This window comes from Frankia sp. R82 (assembly GCF_023716925.1).
Taxonomy (GTDB): Bacteria; Actinomycetota; Actinomycetes; order Frankiales; family Frankiaceae; genus Frankia.
In genome coordinates this window covers 25,406-42,497 of record NZ_JAMQQG010000022.1, presented here as the reverse complement: position 1 = coordinate 42,497, position 17,092 = coordinate 25,406, and the positions used below count along the sequence as shown (strand labels likewise).

General features: G+C 71.2%; 16 protein-coding genes. 8 read left to right on the top strand and 8 right to left on the bottom strand.

Annotated elements, in window-relative coordinates; all coding sequences use genetic code 11:
• The first annotated feature begins 34 nt into the window (after positions 1–34).
• From ND747_RS06730 to ND747_RS06710, 5 genes are all read left to right on the top strand, one after another.
• The gene (locus tag ND747_RS06730) at positions 35–952 is read left to right on the top strand and encodes a polysaccharide deacetylase family protein (protein ID WP_251732600.1); all 918 of its coding nucleotides are present in this window, start codon (positions 35–37) and stop codon (positions 950–952) included.
• Between the two features lie 302 nt (positions 953–1,254).
• The gene (locus ND747_RS06725; RefSeq protein WP_251732599.1) at positions 1,255–2,262 is read left to right on the top strand and encodes an ATP-binding cassette domain-containing protein; all 1,008 of its coding nucleotides are present in this window, start codon (positions 1,255–1,257) and stop codon (positions 2,260–2,262) included.
• Entirely contained in the window at positions 2,259–3,095 is an 837-nt protein-coding gene (locus tag ND747_RS06720; RefSeq protein ID WP_251732598.1) for an ABC transporter permease, read from the top strand. The genes ND747_RS06725 and ND747_RS06720 overlap by 4 nt, the downstream gene beginning before the upstream one ends.
• Positions 3,096–3,099: 4 nt before the next feature.
• Positions 3,100–4,488 (top strand): histidine kinase, encoded by a 1,389-nt coding sequence (locus tag ND747_RS06715; RefSeq protein WP_251732597.1) that lies wholly within the window; start codon positions 3,100–3,102, stop codon positions 4,486–4,488.
• Between the two features lie 4 nt (positions 4,489–4,492).
• A complete protein-coding gene (locus ND747_RS06710) occupies positions 4,493–5,188 on the top strand; it encodes a response regulator transcription factor (RefSeq protein ID WP_251732596.1) in 696 nt (231 codons plus the stop codon).
• 39 nt (positions 5,189–5,227) lie between these two features.
• Here ND747_RS06710 and ND747_RS06705 read toward each other — a convergent pair whose 3' ends face one another.
• Positions 5,228–5,587 (bottom strand): hypothetical protein, encoded by a 360-nt coding sequence (locus tag ND747_RS06705; RefSeq protein WP_251732595.1) that lies wholly within the window; start codon positions 5,585–5,587, stop codon positions 5,228–5,230.
• Between the two features lie 302 nt (positions 5,588–5,889).
• On the opposite strand from ND747_RS06705, the gene ND747_RS06700 reads away from it, so the two are divergent.
• The 3 genes from ND747_RS06700 to ND747_RS06690 all read left to right on the top strand — a co-directional run bounded on the left by ND747_RS06700 (position 5,890) and on the right by ND747_RS06690 (position 9,308).
• The gene (locus tag ND747_RS06700; RefSeq protein ID WP_251732594.1) at positions 5,890–6,798 is read left to right on the top strand and encodes a cytochrome c oxidase assembly protein; all 909 of its coding nucleotides are present in this window, start codon (positions 5,890–5,892) and stop codon (positions 6,796–6,798) included.
• Between the two features lie 249 nt (positions 6,799–7,047).
• Entirely contained in the window at positions 7,048–7,374 is a 327-nt protein-coding gene (locus tag ND747_RS06695) for a hypothetical protein (RefSeq protein WP_251732593.1), read from the top strand.
• A 386-nt stretch (positions 7,375–7,760) separates the two neighbouring features.
• Positions 7,761–9,308: a N,N-dimethylformamidase beta subunit family domain-containing protein gene (locus tag ND747_RS06690; RefSeq protein ID WP_374216165.1), complete on the top strand. Its 1,548-nt coding sequence runs from the start codon at positions 7,761–7,763 to the stop codon at positions 9,306–9,308.
• A gap of 43 nt (positions 9,309–9,351) precedes the next feature.
• Here the strand turns inward: ND747_RS06690 and ND747_RS06685 are convergent, their stop codons facing one another.
• The 7 genes from ND747_RS06685 to ND747_RS06655 all read right to left on the bottom strand — a co-directional run bounded on the left by ND747_RS06685 (position 9,352) and on the right by ND747_RS06655 (position 16,818).
• A complete protein-coding gene (locus tag ND747_RS06685) occupies positions 9,352–10,482 on the bottom strand; it encodes an FAD-dependent monooxygenase (RefSeq protein WP_251732591.1) in 1,131 nt (376 codons plus the stop codon).
• 30 nt (positions 10,483–10,512) lie between these two features.
• Entirely contained in the window at positions 10,513–11,442 is a 930-nt protein-coding gene (locus tag ND747_RS06680; RefSeq protein WP_251732590.1) for a VOC family protein, read from the bottom strand.
• Between the two features lie 112 nt (positions 11,443–11,554).
• A complete protein-coding gene (locus ND747_RS06675; RefSeq protein WP_251732589.1) occupies positions 11,555–12,430 on the bottom strand; it encodes a flavin reductase family protein in 876 nt (291 codons plus the stop codon).
• A gap of 65 nt (positions 12,431–12,495) precedes the next feature.
• On the bottom strand, positions 12,496–13,470 hold the full coding sequence (locus tag ND747_RS06670; RefSeq protein WP_308204574.1) for a fumarylacetoacetate hydrolase family protein: 975 nt from the start codon (positions 13,468–13,470) through the stop codon (positions 12,496–12,498).
• Positions 13,467–14,798: a phosphopyruvate hydratase gene (gene eno, locus ND747_RS06665; protein WP_251732588.1), complete on the bottom strand. Its 1,332-nt coding sequence runs from the start codon at positions 14,796–14,798 to the stop codon at positions 13,467–13,469. Before eno ends, ND747_RS06670 begins: the two co-directional genes overlap by 4 nt.
• Positions 14,795–15,787, bottom strand: a complete 993-nt coding sequence (locus ND747_RS06660; RefSeq protein ID WP_251732587.1) for an aminoglycoside phosphotransferase family protein — start codon at positions 15,785–15,787, stop codon at positions 14,795–14,797. Before ND747_RS06660 ends, eno begins: the two co-directional genes overlap by 4 nt.
• On the bottom strand, positions 15,784–16,818 hold the full coding sequence (locus ND747_RS06655; protein WP_251732586.1) for a C-terminal binding protein: 1,035 nt from the start codon (positions 16,816–16,818) through the stop codon (positions 15,784–15,786). The genes ND747_RS06660 and ND747_RS06655 overlap by 4 nt, the downstream gene beginning before the upstream one ends.
• Positions 16,819–17,092 lie beyond the last annotated feature (274 nt).

Below are 17,092 nucleotides of genomic sequence, written 5' to 3'. Positions count from 1 at the left end.
CCGGTCACCCGATCGACCGTCCCGGAGGGGGATGATGAAGGACAGGCATCATGAGCAGACCAGCGGGCCATCCGCCGACGGTCCGTCCGGCGCGGTGGGCCGACGGGAGCTGCTGTCCTGGCTGGTGTCGCTCGGCGCGGTCGCGACGGGCGCGTCCGTCGCCGGCTGCTCCCAGCCGGGATCCTCTCCGGCGCAGCCGCGGGCGCGGTCCGAGCTACGCCCGTCGGCCATCTCGCCGACGCCGCCGATCATCGCCAGCCCGGGGGACGGGTTCTCCCCGAACGCCACCATGAACCCGGACGAGATGGCCGGGCTCGCCGCGCCCCCCACGGTCCCCGCCGCTGCGGTCCGGGCCCGCCCGGTCTTCACCGTCCACGACCTGCTGCCCGACGCCCCCCCGGACGCTGTCGCGCTGACCATCGACGACGGGCCCGATCCGCACTGGACCCCGCAGGTCCTCGCCCTGCTGGCGCGCTACCGGGTACGGGCCACGTTCTCCCTCGTCGGCGTGGAGGCGCATGCGCACAAGGACATCGTCGCCCGGATCGTGCAGGAGGGGCACGCTGTCTGCAACCATTCGATGACGCATCCGCAGCCCTTCGCGCGTCGGCCGCCGGGGGCGATCGAGCAGGAGATCGAGCTTGCCCAGGCCGTTCTCGTCGAGGCCGCCGGTGTCCCGCCCCGGCTGTTCCGCTCCCCGGGCGGTGACTGGTCGCCCGAGGTTCTCGCCGCCGCCGCCCGCCACGGGCTGACTCCGATCGACTGGGACATCGATCCCCGCGACTGGGCCCGCCCGGGACCCGCCCGCATCGTGCGGCGCTTACTCGCGGCAAAACCCGGCGACATCCTGCTCTGCCACGACGGTGGCGGGAACCGTGCGCAGACCGTGGAGGCGCTGCGCACCGCCCTGCCCCGACTTATTGCCCATGGCTATCAGTTCGTCACACTGTGAGTATCCGCCCGGTGGGGGCGCACGGTCCGACGAGTCGGGCACCGCCCTGGCACGGGATGTTCGGTGGCCTGCGGTCCTGCCGCACCGTCGTGTCCGCCGGCCGCGGCGGTCTCCCAGCCGGCCATCCGCACGGTCTGATTCGTCCAGGACAGCGGGCCGGGTACCTCTCTGGTCTCGGGGGCGTACGTCTGAAGGTGGATTTCCGGGCTTTCGGAAATCGCTCCTGCGGCCGTCGTCGGCGGTGTTCCGCGCGGGCTAGTTTGGCGGGACGACCCCGGATCTCAACAGATGGGTGATCACTGATGATCGAGGTGGCGGGTCTCACCAAACGGTATGGCGAGAAGCTCGCGGTCACGGACCTGAGTTTCACGGTTCGGCCCGGACTGGTAACCGGATTTCTCGGGCCGAACGGCTCGGGAAAGTCGACGACGATGCGGATGATCGTAGATCTCGACACGCCGAGTTCGGGGACGGTCCGCATCAACGGCCAACGCTACCGTGACTTCCGGGCCCCGCTGTGCGAGGTCGGTGCCCTGCTGGAGGCGCGGTCGGTGCACAGCGGGCGCTCGGCCCACAACCATCTGCTGGCGCTGGCGCAGACCCACGGCATCGGGCGTCGACGGGTCGACGAGGTCGTCGAGCTGGTCGGCCTGGCTGCCGTGGCCCGTAAGCGGGCGGGTGGTTTCTCGCTGGGTATGGGGCAGCGGCTGGGGATCGCGGCGGCGCTGCTCGGCGATCCGGGAACGTTGATTTTCGACGAGCCCGTCAACGGGCTGGACCCGGAGGGCATCCGCTGGATCCGCACGCTGCTGAAAGACCTGGCGGCGCAGGGACGGACGGTTCTGGTGTCGTCCCACCTGATGAGCGAGATGGCGCTGACAGCCGAGCATCTCGTGGTCATCGGGCAGGGTCGGCTGATCGCGGACCAGTCCGTCGCGGACTTCGTCGCCGCCGCCTCGGGAAACACCGTGCATGTGCGGTCGCCGCGCGCGACCGAACTGCGTGATCTGTTGCTGTCCACCGACGTCACGGTCCGCGCCGACGGTCCCGACGTCCTGGAGGTCTCGGGGTTGTCCAGTGACCGGATCGGTATCGCCGCGGCCGGGGCCGGCATCCCGCTGTACGAGCTGACGCCGCGGCAGGCGTCGTTGGAGGAGGCGTTCATGACCCTGACCCGGGACACCGTCGAGTACCACGGCGGTACGCCGTCGTCGCCGCCGGGTGACCCGACGACAACGGCGGGCAGGTCGGGAGCGGAGCTGGTGGGAACGGCCGGGGCCGTCGTCGGCGGGCCAGGAGCGCGGGCGTGACCGCGGCAACCGTCGAGCGACCAGCCCCGAGCGGCCTCGCGGCCGGCGCCGGCTACCGGGTCACCCCATGGCGGGTCCTGCGCTCGGAGTGGACGAAGCTGCGCTCCCTGCGATCGACCCTGTTCAGCCTGCTCGCGGCGATCGTCTTCGTGGTCGCCCTCGGCTGCCTCATCTCGTGGGCGCGGGTCCAGCACTGGGACCAGGAATCCCCACTCGAGCGGCTGCGCTTCGATCCGACGGGTGTCAGCCTCAGCGGGGTGTTCCTGGCCCAGCTCGCCATCGGTGTGCTGGGTGTGTTGACGTTCAGCGGCGAGTACGGCACCGGCATGATCCGAGCGACGCTTACCGCGGTGCCCCACCGCCTGCCCGTGCTGTGGGCGAAGGCTGTCGTGTTCGCGGCGGTCACCTTCGTGCTCATGACGATCTCGTCCTTCACCGCCTTCCTCCTCGGGCAGGGGGTGCTGTCGTCGCGGCATATTGACACCACGCTCGGACACCCCGGCGTCCTCACCGCGGTGCTCGGTGGGGGGCTGTATCTCACGGTCGTCGGTCTGCTGGGAGTCGGGCTCGGTGCGCTGATCCGAAGCACCGCGGGCGGTATCGCCACGCTGTTCGGCATCCTGCTCGTCCTGCCGCTGATCGTGCACTTCCTGCCGTCCAACTGGTCGGACAACATCGATCCGTACCTGCCCAGCAGCGCCGGTCAGGCGATCCTGTCCGTCGTCCATGACCCCACGTCGATGGCACCGTGGAACGGCTTTGCACTGTTCTGCGGATACGCGGCGGTCGCCCTGGCCGGGGCGGCGGTGGCGCTGCGCCGACGGGACGCCTAGCGTCGTGGCGCTCTCCGCGCGGGGCCTGCGACGGGTCATCTCCGGCGCGGCGGAGTGGCTCGCCCACGATGCGCCCGGCGGTGGCCTGCCCGCCCCGCGTTCCCGTGGTGCGCTGCGACGGCTGCTCACCACGCATCCGATGGCCGTCGACGCGGCGGTCGTCCTTCCGCTCGCGGCGGTGGCGCTGATCGCCGTCGTGCTGCATCCGCAGGGATATCCGGCCGGCCACGTGTTCGCGGCCGTCCTGCTCCCGCCGCTGATCTGGCGCCGCTCCCGTCCCCTCGCGGTGTTCGCCGTCGTCGTGGTACTCGCTTTCGTCCAGTGGCTGGTGAACGTGCGCTCGCCGGGCGACGCGGCGTTGCTGGTCGCTCTCTACACCGTGGCCGCGTCCCGCTCCCGGCGCTGGATGCTGGTCGCGGCCGGTGTCGTCGAAGCCGGCGTGGTGCTGGCCGCGGTGCGCTGGGGCGGTCCTTCGGTACAGCCCGCGTTCAGCGCGTTCGTGTTCCTCACCGGCATGGTGATCGCGGCCTGCGCGACCGGGGTGAACATCGGCGACCGCCGGGCCCGACTGGCCTACCTGGAGGACCGCGCGGCCCGGCTCGAACGCGAACACGAACAGCAGAGCCGCCTGGGCGCCGCGGCCGAGCGGGCCCGGATAGCCCGCGAGATGCACGACATCGTCGCGCACAACCTCGCCGTCGTCATCGCGCTTGCCGACGGCGTGGGGCTCACTCTCGATACCGATCCTGCCGTGGCCGGCCGCGCGGCCGAGGCGATCTCGGACACCGGCAGGGAGGCACTCGCGGAGATGCGTCGGCTGCTCGGCGTGTTGCGAGACGACAGCGAGCAGGACATCCGGGCGCCACAACCCGGCCTCGGGGATCTCGACCGGCTGGCCGAACAGGTCCGCGCCACCGGCCTGCCGGTCAGTCTGGAGATCGACGGCGAGCCGCGCGCAATGTCCGCCGGCGCCGAGCTCACCGTGTTCCGGCTCGTCCAGGAGGCGCTGACCAACACCCTCAAACATGGCGGGCCCGGGGCGGTGGCCCAGGTCCGGCTGCGTTACAGCCCGCACGGAGTCGACGTCGAGATTCTGGACGTCGGCGGGGAACAGCCCTGTCTGGTCCCGGCGGCGCGGGCCAAACAGCCTTCCGAGCCGGCCACCGAGCCGCATCGACAGAGCAACGGCGGCCAGAGCAACGGCGGCCAGGGACTCGTCGGTATGCGGGAACGGGCCGCGGCGTTCGGCGGCCTCGTCACCGCCGGCCCACGGCCAGCGGGCGGCTGGCGGGTCCACGCCCGCTTTCCCGCCGGGCCCGGCCAGGAGTCCTCCGGCCCGGGCCACACGATGTGGGCCGCGGCGCCGGAGCCGGCCATGCCCGAGAGAGGATGAGCGAGTGCCCCTCTCAGTCCTGCTCGTGGACGACCAGCCGCTGCTGCGCCTCGGTTTCCGGATGATCCTGAGCTCGCAACCCGGCCTGGCCGTAGCCGGTGAGGCCGAGGACGGAGCCGAGGCGATCCGGATGGCCGCTGAGCTCGCACCCGACGTCGTCCTTATGGACATCCGGATGCCCGGCATCGACGGCATCGAGGCGACCCGCCAGATCATCGCCGCCGGAGGGGCGACCAAGGTGCTCATCCTGACCACCTTCGACATCGACCAGTACGCCTACGCGGCGCTGCGCGCAGGCGCCAGCGGATTCCTGCTCAAGGACGTACGCCCGGCTGACCTGCACTCCGCGATTCTGGCGGTGGCGAGCGGCGACGCGGTCGTGGCTCCGAGCATCACCCGGCGGCTCCTCGACACGTTCGCGCACAAGCTCCCCGACCCGGACCAACCCGAACCGTCCGCCGACCCCCGCCTCGGCCGACTCACCGAGCGCGAGACAGTCGTCCTCCACGAGGTTGCAGCCGGGCGGTCCAACGCCGAGATAGCACGGCACCTCGTGCTGTCCGAAGCGACCGTGAAGACCCACGTTGGCCGCATCCTCGCGAAACTCGAACTACGTGACCGCGTCCAGGCGGTCGTCTTCGCCTATGAGACGGGCTTCGTCCGCGCCTCCGACCGGCCATCCCCCCGGCCAGGGGGCTGACCGGGGAGTGGTCCCGGTCGCAGGACGGTGACTGTCGCATCACGCGGCCTGACGGCCGTCCGTCGACCGCCGACGCGCGCCGTGCAGACGGCTCATGGTCAGCGCCGCCGCCGCGACGCTCGGACAGATGCAGTACGGCTGCGAGCACCAGTACGGGATGGGTCCCCACCGGACCCGGCGACGCGAGCGCACGGCCTGGACAAGACCGATGTACACCCCGTCGCGTGCCACCACGTACAGGTCAGGCTCGACCTTTGCCCAGGCGAGCCCGCGGCGCTGGGCGAGCCGGGCAAGCGCCTTCTCCCGCAGCACCCGGGACTCGGCCTCGGCCAGGACCTCGAGTGCCGATTCGACGACGACCGCCGCGGGATCGGCGCCACCGCGCCACCACCTACGCATCGGTACCCGCACAGTCAGGATGCATAGCGGCCATTTAAACATGAACGATCCTTCATGCTCTGTGTCCGCTCCGGACAGGAGGTCGAGCTACTGTCCGGACATGATCAAGTGGCGGGTCGAGGTGTGGTCGCCCCACCCCGGTCGGGTCGAATCCCACCACCCGCAACGGCCATACCGGCGTCGGGTCGGGTGGGCCCGGGCGTAGCGTGCGCAGGCGCCGCGGGATGCGGTGCTCGGGTACACGACGGCCTGTAGGGGGCAACCGGATGGGATCGGTACGTGTCTTTGGCGCGTCGCCGGGGGTGACGGCCCTCTCCGCGCCGTCTCACCCGTGGGCGGCGTTCCATCTGGATCCAGTTGCCTGTGCGTTGATCGGGATCGCCGCGGTGGGGTACGCCGGTGGGGTGTTTCGCCTTGCCGGGCGGGGGGAGAGCTGGCCCGTCCGGCGCACGGTGATGTTCTTCGGTCCGGGCCTGCTCAGCCTGCTGTGGTTCACGATGGGGTGGTCAGGCGCCTATGCCCACTCCTTGTTCTCGGCGTACATCGTCCAGGTTCTCGGCCTGTTCATGGTCACGCCTGTGTTCCTGGCATGTGGTCGGCCCGTCGAACTGGCTCGCGCCCTCGCGTCGGATCGCTCGCGCCGGACGGGGAATCGGCTCGCACGGGTGCCACTGCTGCGCGGCGTGGTCAGCCCGGTTTTCGGCGCACTACTGGTGCCGGTCACCACCTCTGTCATCGTGTTCAGTGGGATCTTCGGGGCTAGCCTGCGAAGCCATTTGATCTACCACATTTTGCAGGTCACGCTACTGGCGCTGGGGTTCCTTGTCGCGGTGCCGCTGATCGAAGAATCGGCACGGGTGACGGGGATCGCCGCGGCAGCCGCGCTTTTCATCAGTTTCCTGGAGCTCTTGCTGGACAGTATTCCGGGCGGAGTTCTGACGTTTCGAACCCATGTCCTGGCACCTGTGTACTACCTTGCTCTGCATCGTTCCTGGGGGCCGGCGCCGCTGGCTGATCAGCACACGGCTGGCGCGATCCTGTGGGGTGTCGGTGAGGTGGCCGACCTTCCTTTCATCGCCGTGCTGATGGTGCGCTGGATGCGAGCGGACGAGCGGGAGGCCCGCGAGGCGGACCGGCTGCTGGACGAGGCCGAAGGGGGTGCGACGCTCATGCGACCATGGTGGGAGACAGATCGTCGCCCGTCCCGGTGACCGCGACGACGTCGATGTCGCGCCGGCGCTGATGGATGGGGGTGCGGGCATCGAGGCACCGGACGGATCGATCGGCACGCCGCCGCTCTGGGAGTCCTCAGCCGACGACATCACCTTCTGGCTCGGGCAACACGGCGCGAGGTCGTCGAAGCCAGATGATCAACCACCTGTCTGATGGCCATCCTGAGGACCACCGGAGCCCCGGCTGGAACTCCGGGCCCGGTAGAACGCCAGGAGAGGAAGAGCATCATGTCCGATGCGATCTACGACGACCGCACAGTCCGCTGCGACGAGCAGGAGATCACCATCCGCAGCTACTACCCATGGGGGGACAAGCGGATCCGTTATTCCTCGGTCAGGGGCGTCGAGGTGCTTCCCCTGACCGGCGCGAACAGGATGCGCAAGTGGCGTATCTGGGGCTCGGGGGACTTCATCCACTGGTGGAACCTCGATCCCAACCGGCTGAGGAAGGACGTGGCGCTGGTGCTCGACGTCGGCCGCCGGGTTTACCCCACGATCACACCGGATGATGCGGCCACCGTCGCCCGCATCATCACCGGAAAGATGCGAGGGTGATGGGACAACACGTCACCGTGCTGATGCCAGTGGCTGAGGGGGGCCATACCGTGCACGAGGGCTGTCGGGGCTTTCCTGGAACCGACCCGGTGGAGCGCTGCGCGTCCGGCTCGGCGGAGACATCGCCGGACGGGCCGGACGGGCGCCGGTGGGCCGGCGGATGGTGACCTCCGAGGGTTCTGCGACGATGAGTCGTGCCTCGGTCCTGGCTTCTCCGCGCGGCGACCCGCCGCCGCCCCCGCGCGGGACGTCCGTCTGTTCGCCGCCCCCCTTCCGGCCTGGGGCGCCCTCGCCCGGCCGCAGCGCGGGTCCGGGCGGGGGCGCTGGCCGTCCCCACGAGCCGGCCGCCGACGCGGTCGGCCGGCTCGGTCATCCGGCTGGCGGCGATGTCGGTTCTGTTGCTCCTGGTCGGCTGCGCGGTCGGTGGCACCCCCGCGCGACCGGCGCGTTCCGGCGATCGGTCCGCCGGGCCGACCGGGTCAACCGGGTCGACCGGCGCCGGAGGTTCGGTGGCCGGCGGGCTGGACGTGCGGGCGGAGAACGCGCGGCCCGGGGCGGAGTGCGGGCTCACCCAGCTCGGTCCGCAGCATGCCGTCGAAGGCTGGCTGGATCGGGTGAGCATCCGACCGGGCGACCCGGTGCGGCTGTTCGCCTCCACCTCGGCGCCGTCACTGACCGCCTCGGTGTTCCGCACCGGCTGGTACGGCGGGCGGACCTGCCGGCTCGTCACGACCACCGGTTCCCTGCGGCCGGGTCTGCAGGCGGCGCCCGCCCACGCCCCCGGGATCAACACGATCTCCGCGGCCGCCTGGCAGCCGACGGCCACGTTCGACACCTCGTCCTGGCCGCCGGGGGACTACCTGTTCCGACTGGACGCCTCCGACGGCAACCATCGCTACGTGCCCCTGACGGTGCGTGGCCCGGGGGCCGCCGGCCGGGTGGTCATCCTCAACGCCGTCACGACCTGGCAGGCCTACAACGCGTGGGGGGGCTACAGCCTGTACCACGGTCTGCGCGGATTCGCCGACCGGGCCCGGGTCGTCTCCTTCGACCGTCCGTACGACTACGGCGACGGGGCCGCGGACTTCACCGGCAACGAGGAGCCGCTGGTCGCGCTCGCCGAACGCCTTGACCTGCCGGTCGACTACGCGACCGACGTCGATCTGCACGCCGACCCGAACCTGCTCGACGGCGCCCGCGCGGTGATCTCGCTCGGGCACGACGAGTACTACTCCCCGGCGATGCGTGCCGCGCTGACCGCCGCCCGCGACCGCGGCACCAACATCGCGTTCCTCGGCGCCAACGCCGTCTACCGGCGCATCCGCCTGGACCCGTCACCGCACGGCTCGGACCGGTTGGAAACCGCGTACAAGGTCGCGCAGGAGGACCCGTACCACGGTCATGACGACGCCCAGATCACCGCGAACTGGCCGTCGCCGCCCCGGGCCGACCCGGAGAGCTCGCTGACCGGCGCGATGTACCAGTGCAACCCGGTGCACGGCGACATGGTCGTCTACCGGCCGCAGTCGTGGCTGCTCGCCGGGACAGGCCTGACCGCCGGAGCCCACCTGCCCGGCCTGATCGGCTCGGAGTACGACCGGGTCGACACGGCCTACCCGACTCCCCGGCCGATCGAGGTGCTCATGCACTCCCCGATCACCTGCCGGGGGGCGCGCGACCACTCCGACGTCTCCTACTACGTCACGCCGTCGAAGGCCGGCGTGTTCGACAGCGGCACCAGCGCCTGGGTCTGCGCCCTGGCGGATGTCTGCGGCCCAGGCGCGCGCGGACCCGCCGTCCAGATCCCGATCACCCGGATCACCACGACGATGCTGACCGCCTTCGCCGCCGGGCCCGCCGGCGACGCCCATCCGGCCGTCGACGCCATCCCGCCCGACGATCGGGCCATCGCCGCCCCCGGCGAGAACGACTGACGTCCCAGCAGAGACCTCCGGTACGGTTCGCGCCGGTGGCCCGTCAGGCCGCCTGGCTGACGAGTGCGGCGATCGTGCGGGTGAGCCCGGGGACATCTCCCTGGACGCGGTCGAGACTCCACTGCGCCATCTGTACCGAGGCATCGACAACCGTCTTCACACGTGCGTACCGACGCGCGGTGAACGCCGCCCACAACCGATCGTCGACCGCGGTCGAGGTGGTCAGGAGCTCGGCCAGCACCGCGGCGTCCTCCAGGCCGGCGGCGGCACCCTGTGCGAGCGTCGGCGGGCACACATGCGCCGCGTCACCGATCAGCACGACGCGGCCGCGATTCCAGGGTGCGTCCAGCAGATGGGCCTCGAACCAGGTGTAGTTGAGGTGCCGTGGATCGGTGAAAGCGCCGCGCACCTCGTCCCATGGGCCGTGGTAGGCCCCGGAGAGCTCGAGGAAGTCCGCCAGCTGCTCCTGCGGTGTCTGTGTCGTGCGGTCCTGGGCCGGTTCCACCAGGAACCAGTAGGCGCTGGTCGCCGAGGTGGGCGTCACCCCGGCGATATAGCAGGGGCCGCCAAAAATAGCCTGGGACGAGGTGACGTCGGCCGGCCGCGGCCCGAACATCCGCCAGGCGCCCATACCGAGGGATCGCGTCTCCAGCGGAATCTCCAGCATGCGGCGGGTCCACGAGCGCACCCCGTCGGCGCCGACGACGAGGTCGTAGCGACCCGAGGAACCGGTCGAGAAACGCACCTCGACGCCGGCTCCGTCCTGCTCGAGAGACTGCGTGGTGGTCGAGTAGCGGATTTTGACGCCCGCCTGCTCGGCGCGGTCCATCAGGATCCGGGCGAGGTCGGGTCGGTACATGCCCATGGACGAGGGCAGGTCGGGGCCGCCGAACGGAATGTCGTCCAGCTCGGCCACAATGGTCGCCCGCGGATCCGGCGCCCGCACCACGAGTTTCATGGACTCGTATCCCAGTGCCGCGCAGCTCTCGAGGACGCCGAGCTGGCGCAACACGCGCAGTGCGTTGCCCTGCAGGGTGATCCCGGAGCCGACGGCGGTGACCTCGGACTTGATCTCGACCAGCTCCACGGCGACCCCGGCCTCGGCCAGCAGAATCGCCACCGCGGCGCCGGACACACCGCCCCCGACGACCAGGACACTGTTGACGGCAGACATGGTTGGCTCCTTCTTCCGGATCCGGTGGGCTCAGGGCTGGTGGGGGTGCACGGTCTCGTTGGGCTGGAACCGGAACTCGTGCCCCCACATCTCCATCCGCTTTCCCCGGCGAAAGTTGAGATTGTTGGGGGAGCGTTTTGCCGACTCGTTGACCGCAAGTCCACCCCAGCCGTACTCAATCATAAATCCGCCCGGGGTGTGCACGTAGTAGGAGATGACCTGGTCCCCGACGTGCCGGCCGAGGGCCATCTGCAGGTCAGGGTTCGCATCTCCGCCGAGCACGTCGAAGTACGAGTAGCCGACGTCGTCGATGTCGACCGACTCCAGGTAGACATGGTGCAGCCCGACCGAGTTCGGCATCTCGAGGAACGCGATGCTGTGATGGCGGGGGTTGACCCGCAGGAACCACATCTCCCCGAGCGGCTCCATCATGGTCAGGATCTCGCTCGGGACGAAGCCCATCGCGTCGATGTAAAAGTCGACGGCCCGGCGCGCGTCGGGCACCACGAACACGACGTGACCAAGCCCCTGCTCCCCGGTGACGAACCCGGCGTGCGGTCGCGGCGGATGCCAGAAGTGGTAGTTCGACTCCTGGTAGCAGAACAGCTCCAGCGGCTGGCCGAACGGGTCCTCGAACTGGACGAGCTGGTCGACCCCGCGAGCCCGCGCCAGCTCCTTCTCGGCGAAGCGGGGCTTCGCGCCCGCCCCCTCCAACCGGTTCACCGCAGCGTCGAGATCGCGATGGTTGAGCACCTCCCAGCCGGTGAAAAGCATGCGGTGGTCCTCGCCCGGGTGAAATGAAAGCCGGTAGTCGGCGTCGTCGATTTTGAGGCGGACCGCACCGTCCTCGCCATCGGGCCCGAGCATGCAACCCAGCACCTCAGGGCCCCAGGCCCGCATTTCCTCGTGCCGGGGCGTCTGGACGCCCACGTACCCCAGCTTCGCGATCAGACTGCCCACGGGGCCCTCCGTCGTTATGTACAACCGATGATGGCAACGACGTTAGGAACCGCATGCGGCAACCGGAAATGCGACGTTGTGATTCCTCTGATCCACCAGGTGCATGTGCCGACTACAGGTCGAGGACCAGGTGTCCACCGGCGGCCGTGGACACGCAGGACACAATCTGTCGACCCCCCCTGCGCTCGCGGTCGGTGAGTACGCGGTCGTGGTGTTCGACGGCCCCGCCGAGGACGCGGACCAGGCAGGCACCGCAGCTGCCGGTGCCGCAGGACACGGGCACCTCGACACCGGCCTGGTGCAGGGCTGAGAGCAGTCGGGTGCCCGGCTCGACCCGGATCCGTTCGCCTCGTCGCACCAGGACGACCTCGTAGGCACGCCCGGCGCCAGGGTCGCCTCCGGCCGCGTCGAACTGCTGCCGGTGCAGGTCGACTCCACGCGGCGCCCCCCGCGCCACGTCGTCGACGAACCGGCCGCTGCCGCACACGTACACCGCCGTGTCGGGGCTGGCCTCGGCGAGCGCGCGCACGGCGGCGCCGCGCTCGGGGGTGGACCGGGAGGTCGCGCCGAGGCTCTCGATCTCCTCGCGCAGCGCCGGGTACCGCGACGAGCCGTCCACGTGGACCAGCGACCAGGGGTAGACGCGGGCGGCGCGGACCCGGCGGACCATGGGCAGCAGCGGCGCGATTCCGGCGCCGGCGGCGAGGAACAGGTAGCGGGCACCGCCGCCGAGGGAGAACAGATGGCGAGGACCGCGGACCCGCAGTCGCTCGCCGGTGCGCAGCACGTCGTGGATGTGGTTCCCCGCGCCGTCGCCCGCCGTCGGGGACCGGGCGACCAGCAGCCGCCAGCTGCGGTCGTCGCCCGGATCGCCCGCCAGGGAGTAGGGCCGGGTCAGACCGGTCGGCAGCACCAGGTCGACGTGGGCCCCCGGCGCCCAGCGGGGCAGGCGTTGCCCGTCCGTGGCCGCGAGGACGAGCTCGACCATCCGGTCGGCAACGGGTCGAAGAGAGGCGACGACCAGCGTGCGACCGTCATCGACGGGCGCGGACGTCAGACCTCCTCCGGGACGCAGCGGTTGCGGTGCCCGCCGAGGCCGGTGATGGCCGCCTCCATGACGTCGCCCGGCCGCAGCCAGCGCCGCCAGTGGCCGCCGTTGCCGGCCGGGCTGCCGGTGAGCAGCAGGTCCCCGGGCAGCAACGTGGTGGCGGCCGAGACCGCGGCGATTAGGCTGGGGACGTCGAACAGCATGCTGGCCGGCACGTCGTCCTGCATGCGCTCGCCGTTGAGGTCCAGGGTGATCCGAAGCTGGCGGTGGTCGGAGATCTGCTCGGCCGGGACCAGGAAGGGCCCGGTGGGCAGGAAGGTCGGGCGGTTCTTGGCCCGTATCCAGTCGCCGCCGAGTACCCGGTTCTCGGGGGTGAACTGGAGGTCGCGGGCGCTGACGTCGTTGCAGACCGTGTAGCCGGCGACATGGTCCATCGCCCGCTCCGCCGGTACCCGGTGCGCCCGGGCGCCGATCACGACGGCCAGCTCCGCCTCCCAGTCGACCTGCGTCGACTCCGGCGGGAGTAGCACGTCGTGGTCCGGGCCGCAGATGGCGGTCGGCAGGCCGGCGAAGACGAACGGGTTGCCGCGGCGGACCTTCTCGTCCATCACCTGCTCAGCGACGCGGCGCAGCTCCTCGTCCGACCGTAGGTCGTCGGGTTCCCTGCTGGAGAGGATTATCTGCGCCACGTGGGACCGGTAGTTCGCGCCGGCCTGGAAGATCTGCCGGGGCTCGACCGGTGCCAGGACGTCCAGGCCGCTGATCGGTAGACCGTCGCCCGGGCCGGCCTGTGCGGCCAGCCGGGGCAGGGCCGCCGACACCGTCGCCCATTCCTCGAGCAGGGCGAGGTAGGTGGCGGGCCCCTTCACCAGGCTGTCATCGGTAAGCCGCAGGACCCGGTCGCCGACGGCCAGGCCGGTGAACGCCCCCGCGCCGTCGTCGAACCGACCGAGTGCACAACCATCGACTGATCGCGTCACGATGTCCTCTCGTCCCCGGATTGGTGATCGTGTGGGAGTCGGGTGTGCCGCAGGACGGCCCGACCGGCGTACTCCGCCCGCTCGCCCAGCTCGGATTCGATGCGCAGCAGCCGGTTCCACTTCGCGGTGCGCTCCGAGCGCATGGTGGAGCCGACCTTGATCTGGCCGGTGCGCCAACCGACCGCGAGGTCGGCAAGCCAGTCGTCCTCGGTCTCGCCGGACCGGGCCGACAGGACGGTCGCGTACCCGGTGTCGTGCGCCCGGCGCACGACGGCACGGGCCGTGCTCAGCGTGCCGATCTGGTTGGGCTTGACGAGTACCGCGTTGGCGACCCGCTCGTCGATGCCGCGCTGGAGCCGGTCGGGGTTGGTGACGAACAGGTCGTCGCCGAGCAGCTGGCGCCCGGCGAGGCGCTCGGTGGCCGTGCGCCAGCCGGTCCAGTCGTCCTCGGCGAGCGGGTCCTCCAGGGAGACGATCGGATAGCTGGCGCACCATTCGGCCAGCTCGTCGACCAGCCCGTCGGCGCTCAGCTCGCGGGCCTCCTTGGCGAGCACGTAACGCCCGTCCGCGCGCACGAACTGGCTGGCGGCGATGTCGATGGCGATACCGATGTCCGCGCCGGGCCGAAGCCCGGCGCGCTCGACCCCGGCGACGAGGATGTCCAGCGCCGATCGGTTGGTGGGCAGCGGCGGACCGAGGCCCCCCTCGTCGGCAACCAGGGCCACCGGCAGGCCCCGGGCGGTCAGCTCCTCGGCGGTGCCGGCGCGGACCCGGGCCGCCCACTCGATCGCCTCGGCGAACGAGGACGCCCCCAGCGGGACCACGAGGAAGTCCTGCACGTCGATCGAGCGGCCCGAATGCGCACCACCGGAGATGATGTTGACCATGGGCAGCGGCAGCAACGCGGCGCCACCGTCGTCAGCCACCGCTCTGAACAGCGGAACGCCGCGGTGCCGTGCGCCGGCGACCGCCGCGGCCACCGACACGGACAGGACGGCGTTCGCGCCGAGGCGGCGCAGGTCCGCGGTTCCGTCGAGCTCGCGCAGCCGCTCGTCGAGGACGGCCTGGTCGGTGCCGTCGAGGCCGCGGACGGCATCGTGGATCTCCCCTGCGACGTTGGCGACCGCCGAGCGGACCCCCTGGCCACCGTACCGACGGCCGCCGTCACGCAGTTCCCGGGCCTCGTGGCGACCGGTCGAGGCACCGGAGGGCACCGTTGCCGACCCGGTGGCCCCGCCGTCGAGGCGGACCTCGCAGCCGACGGTGGGCCGGCCGCGGGAGTCCAGTGCCTCCCAGGCGAGCAGGCCCGTGATGGTGGTGTCGCTCATGTGAGCCGCTCCCAGGCATCGGTCAGGGCGGGGGGTGGGTCGAGCAGGAGGCCGCGGCCGAGTGAGCGGACCTGGTCGCGACCGACCGCGGTGAGGTAGTCCGCGGGGCTCCGGCCGTCGACCCGGGCCAGCAGCAGGCAGCCGGTCTGCCGGATGAGCTGGGCCGGGTCGAGCGGCACGGCGCCAGGCCGCTCGGCAGCAAGGCCGGCGAGGAACGCCCTGGCCGCCGCCGCGTACGCCGGCGCCGAGGTCGGACGGTGGACCGATTTCAGCAGCAGGTGCCCGACCGCCCAGGCCGGATCGAAGGTCGGGTCACCGACGTGCGCGACCTCCCAGTCGATCACCCACAGGTCGGTGGCCGCGGAGCCGACCAGCATGTTCTTCGGCGTGTAGTCGCCGTGCACGAGGCAGGTCCGGGTCGTCGCCATGATCTCGATCGTCTGGCGGATCGGGTCGGCCAGGCCGGGATGCCTGTCTGCGACCGTGCGGTGGAACGGGTCGACGCGTAACTGACCGAAGACCGTGACATCCTCGAAGGCGCCCGCCACGTCGCCGTCGTCCGTCGTCGCGCGCTGCCAGCGGCCCAGCATACGGCCGAGCTGTTCGGCCACGGCGACGTCCACCGTGCCGGCGAGCAGATCCTGCTTCCAGGTTCGCCACGTCTGCGGGGCTTGTTCGATGACCAGGTAGCCGCCGGCCAGGTCGATGACCGCGGGGACCGCCCCGGGCACGAGCCGGCCGGCCAGCCGCAGCGCCCGGCCCTCCGTGTTGAGGCGGGCTGGGTCGGCGAGCCATTCCTCGGTGACCCGCAGCCGGCCCCGTGCCCGTTTGACCACCGCGTCGAAACCGGGGGCGTGGACCACGACGACATCATTGGACACCCCACCGGCCAGCCCGCGCACCTCGACGCCGAGAGGGGAGGAAACGAGCCCGCGCTCCACCAGATGACGGGTCAGCGCAGCGGTGTCCAGAACCGCCGGCGCGGTCACCGCGGTGCCAGCGGTGCCCGCAGAGCGGCGCTGCCCAGCACCTCGGGGTTGACGACGCTGTGCGGAACCCGGCCCCGCAGCACGTCGACGACGTTGCCGGCGGCCCTGCTCGCCAGCTCGGCGAGCGAGCCGTCCGAGGAGAAGGCGGTGTGCGGGGTGAGGACGACGTCGTCGCGGCGACGCAGCGGGTGGTCGACGGGCAGCGGCTCGGGGTCGGTCACGTCCAGTGCGGCGCCCGCGATCGCCCCGGTGGCGAGCGCGTCGAGCAGCGCCACCGTGTCGACGAGGCCACCGCGGGCGGTGTTCACCAGCCACGCTGTCGGCTTCATCGCGGCGAGCTGCCCGGCCCCGATGAGATGACGGGTGTCGTCGGTCAGCGGCACGTGCAGGGACACGATGTCGGCCTCGCCGAGCAGCTCCGCCAACGAGGCCGCGCGGCGGATCCCGGACTCGGCGCTGTTCGAGCGGCTGAACGCCATGACGTCCAGACCGATCGCCCGCGCGCGCGGCACGAGCGCGCGGGCGATCTCGCCCAGCCCGACGAGACCGAGCACCTTACCCCTGAGACGGACCGACGTTCCTGGTACGGATCGGCCCCAGCCGCCCGCCGCGACGTCCCGGGTCAGCGGGATCAGCCTGCGCGCGAGCGCGAGGACAGCCAGAAGTGTCGAGTCGGCGACCTCTTCGGTGCAGTAGACCGGAACGTTGCTGACCACCATCCCGAGCCGGGTGGCGTGTTCGACGTCAATGTTGTCCACCCCGACGCCGTAGCGGGCAATGGTGCGGCATCGCGGCGCCGCGTCCAGTACCTCGGCGGGAACCTTCGCGAAGCAGGTGAGAATGGCGTCGACGTCGGCGGCAAGGGCGCTCAGTTCGGCGACGTCACCCGTCGGTGCCAGCACGAGCGTGGCCCCGGCGGCGGCCAGCACCGCGCGTTCCACGTCATCGGTGGGCCATGCGATGTCTGTCGCCAGCACCTTCGGCCGAGTGAGCCCAGGCTCGTCGTCGCACTCGCTGTGAAGTGAGTCCATCGCATCGGCTCCCTGTGGTCGCGTGTGCCCAACCCTAGGCAGGGCGACGCCCGGGCGGAAATACAGAAGGTGAGTGGCTGCGATTCACGGCCGCGATGACTGCCGTCCGGCCGCCTCCGGCTGCGCCGTCGGGTCTGCCCGATGACGGACATCAACGGCGTGGATCGCCGGTATTCACAAGGAGAGTTTCCGATCTGCGCCGCCGTGGACCGATCCTGACCGGGCGGCAGCAGCTGCCGCCCGCCCGGGCCGACTGACCGGCCGCCAGGAACCC

Coding starts and splice junctions, on each gene's coding strand:
- ND747_RS06705 (WP_251732595.1), bottom strand. CDS start 5,587: ATGCGTAGGTGGTGGCGCGGTGGCGCCGATCCCGCGGCGGTCGTCGTC.
- ND747_RS06685 (WP_251732591.1), bottom strand. CDS start 10,482: ATGTCTGCCGTCAACAGTGTCCTGGTCGTCGGGGGCGGTGTGTCCGGC.
- ND747_RS06675 (WP_251732589.1), bottom strand. CDS start 12,430: ATGGTCGAGCTCGTCCTCGCGGCCACGGACGGGCAACGCCTGCCCCGC.
- eno (WP_251732588.1), bottom strand. CDS start 14,798: ATGAGCGACACCACCATCACGGGCCTGCTCGCCTGGGAGGCACTGGAC.
- ND747_RS06695 (WP_251732593.1), top strand. CDS start 7,048: ATGTCCGATGCGATCTACGACGACCGCACAGTCCGCTGCGACGAGCAG.
- ND747_RS06730 (WP_251732600.1), top strand. CDS start 35: ATGAAGGACAGGCATCATGAGCAGACCAGCGGGCCATCCGCCGACGGT.
- ND747_RS06725 (WP_251732599.1), top strand. CDS start 1,255: ATGATCGAGGTGGCGGGTCTCACCAAACGGTATGGCGAGAAGCTCGCG.
- ND747_RS06690 (WP_374216165.1), top strand. CDS start 7,761: ATGTCGGTTCTGTTGCTCCTGGTCGGCTGCGCGGTCGGTGGCACCCCC.
- ND747_RS06655 (WP_251732586.1), bottom strand. CDS start 16,818: ATGGACTCACTTCACAGCGAGTGCGACGACGAGCCTGGGCTCACTCGG.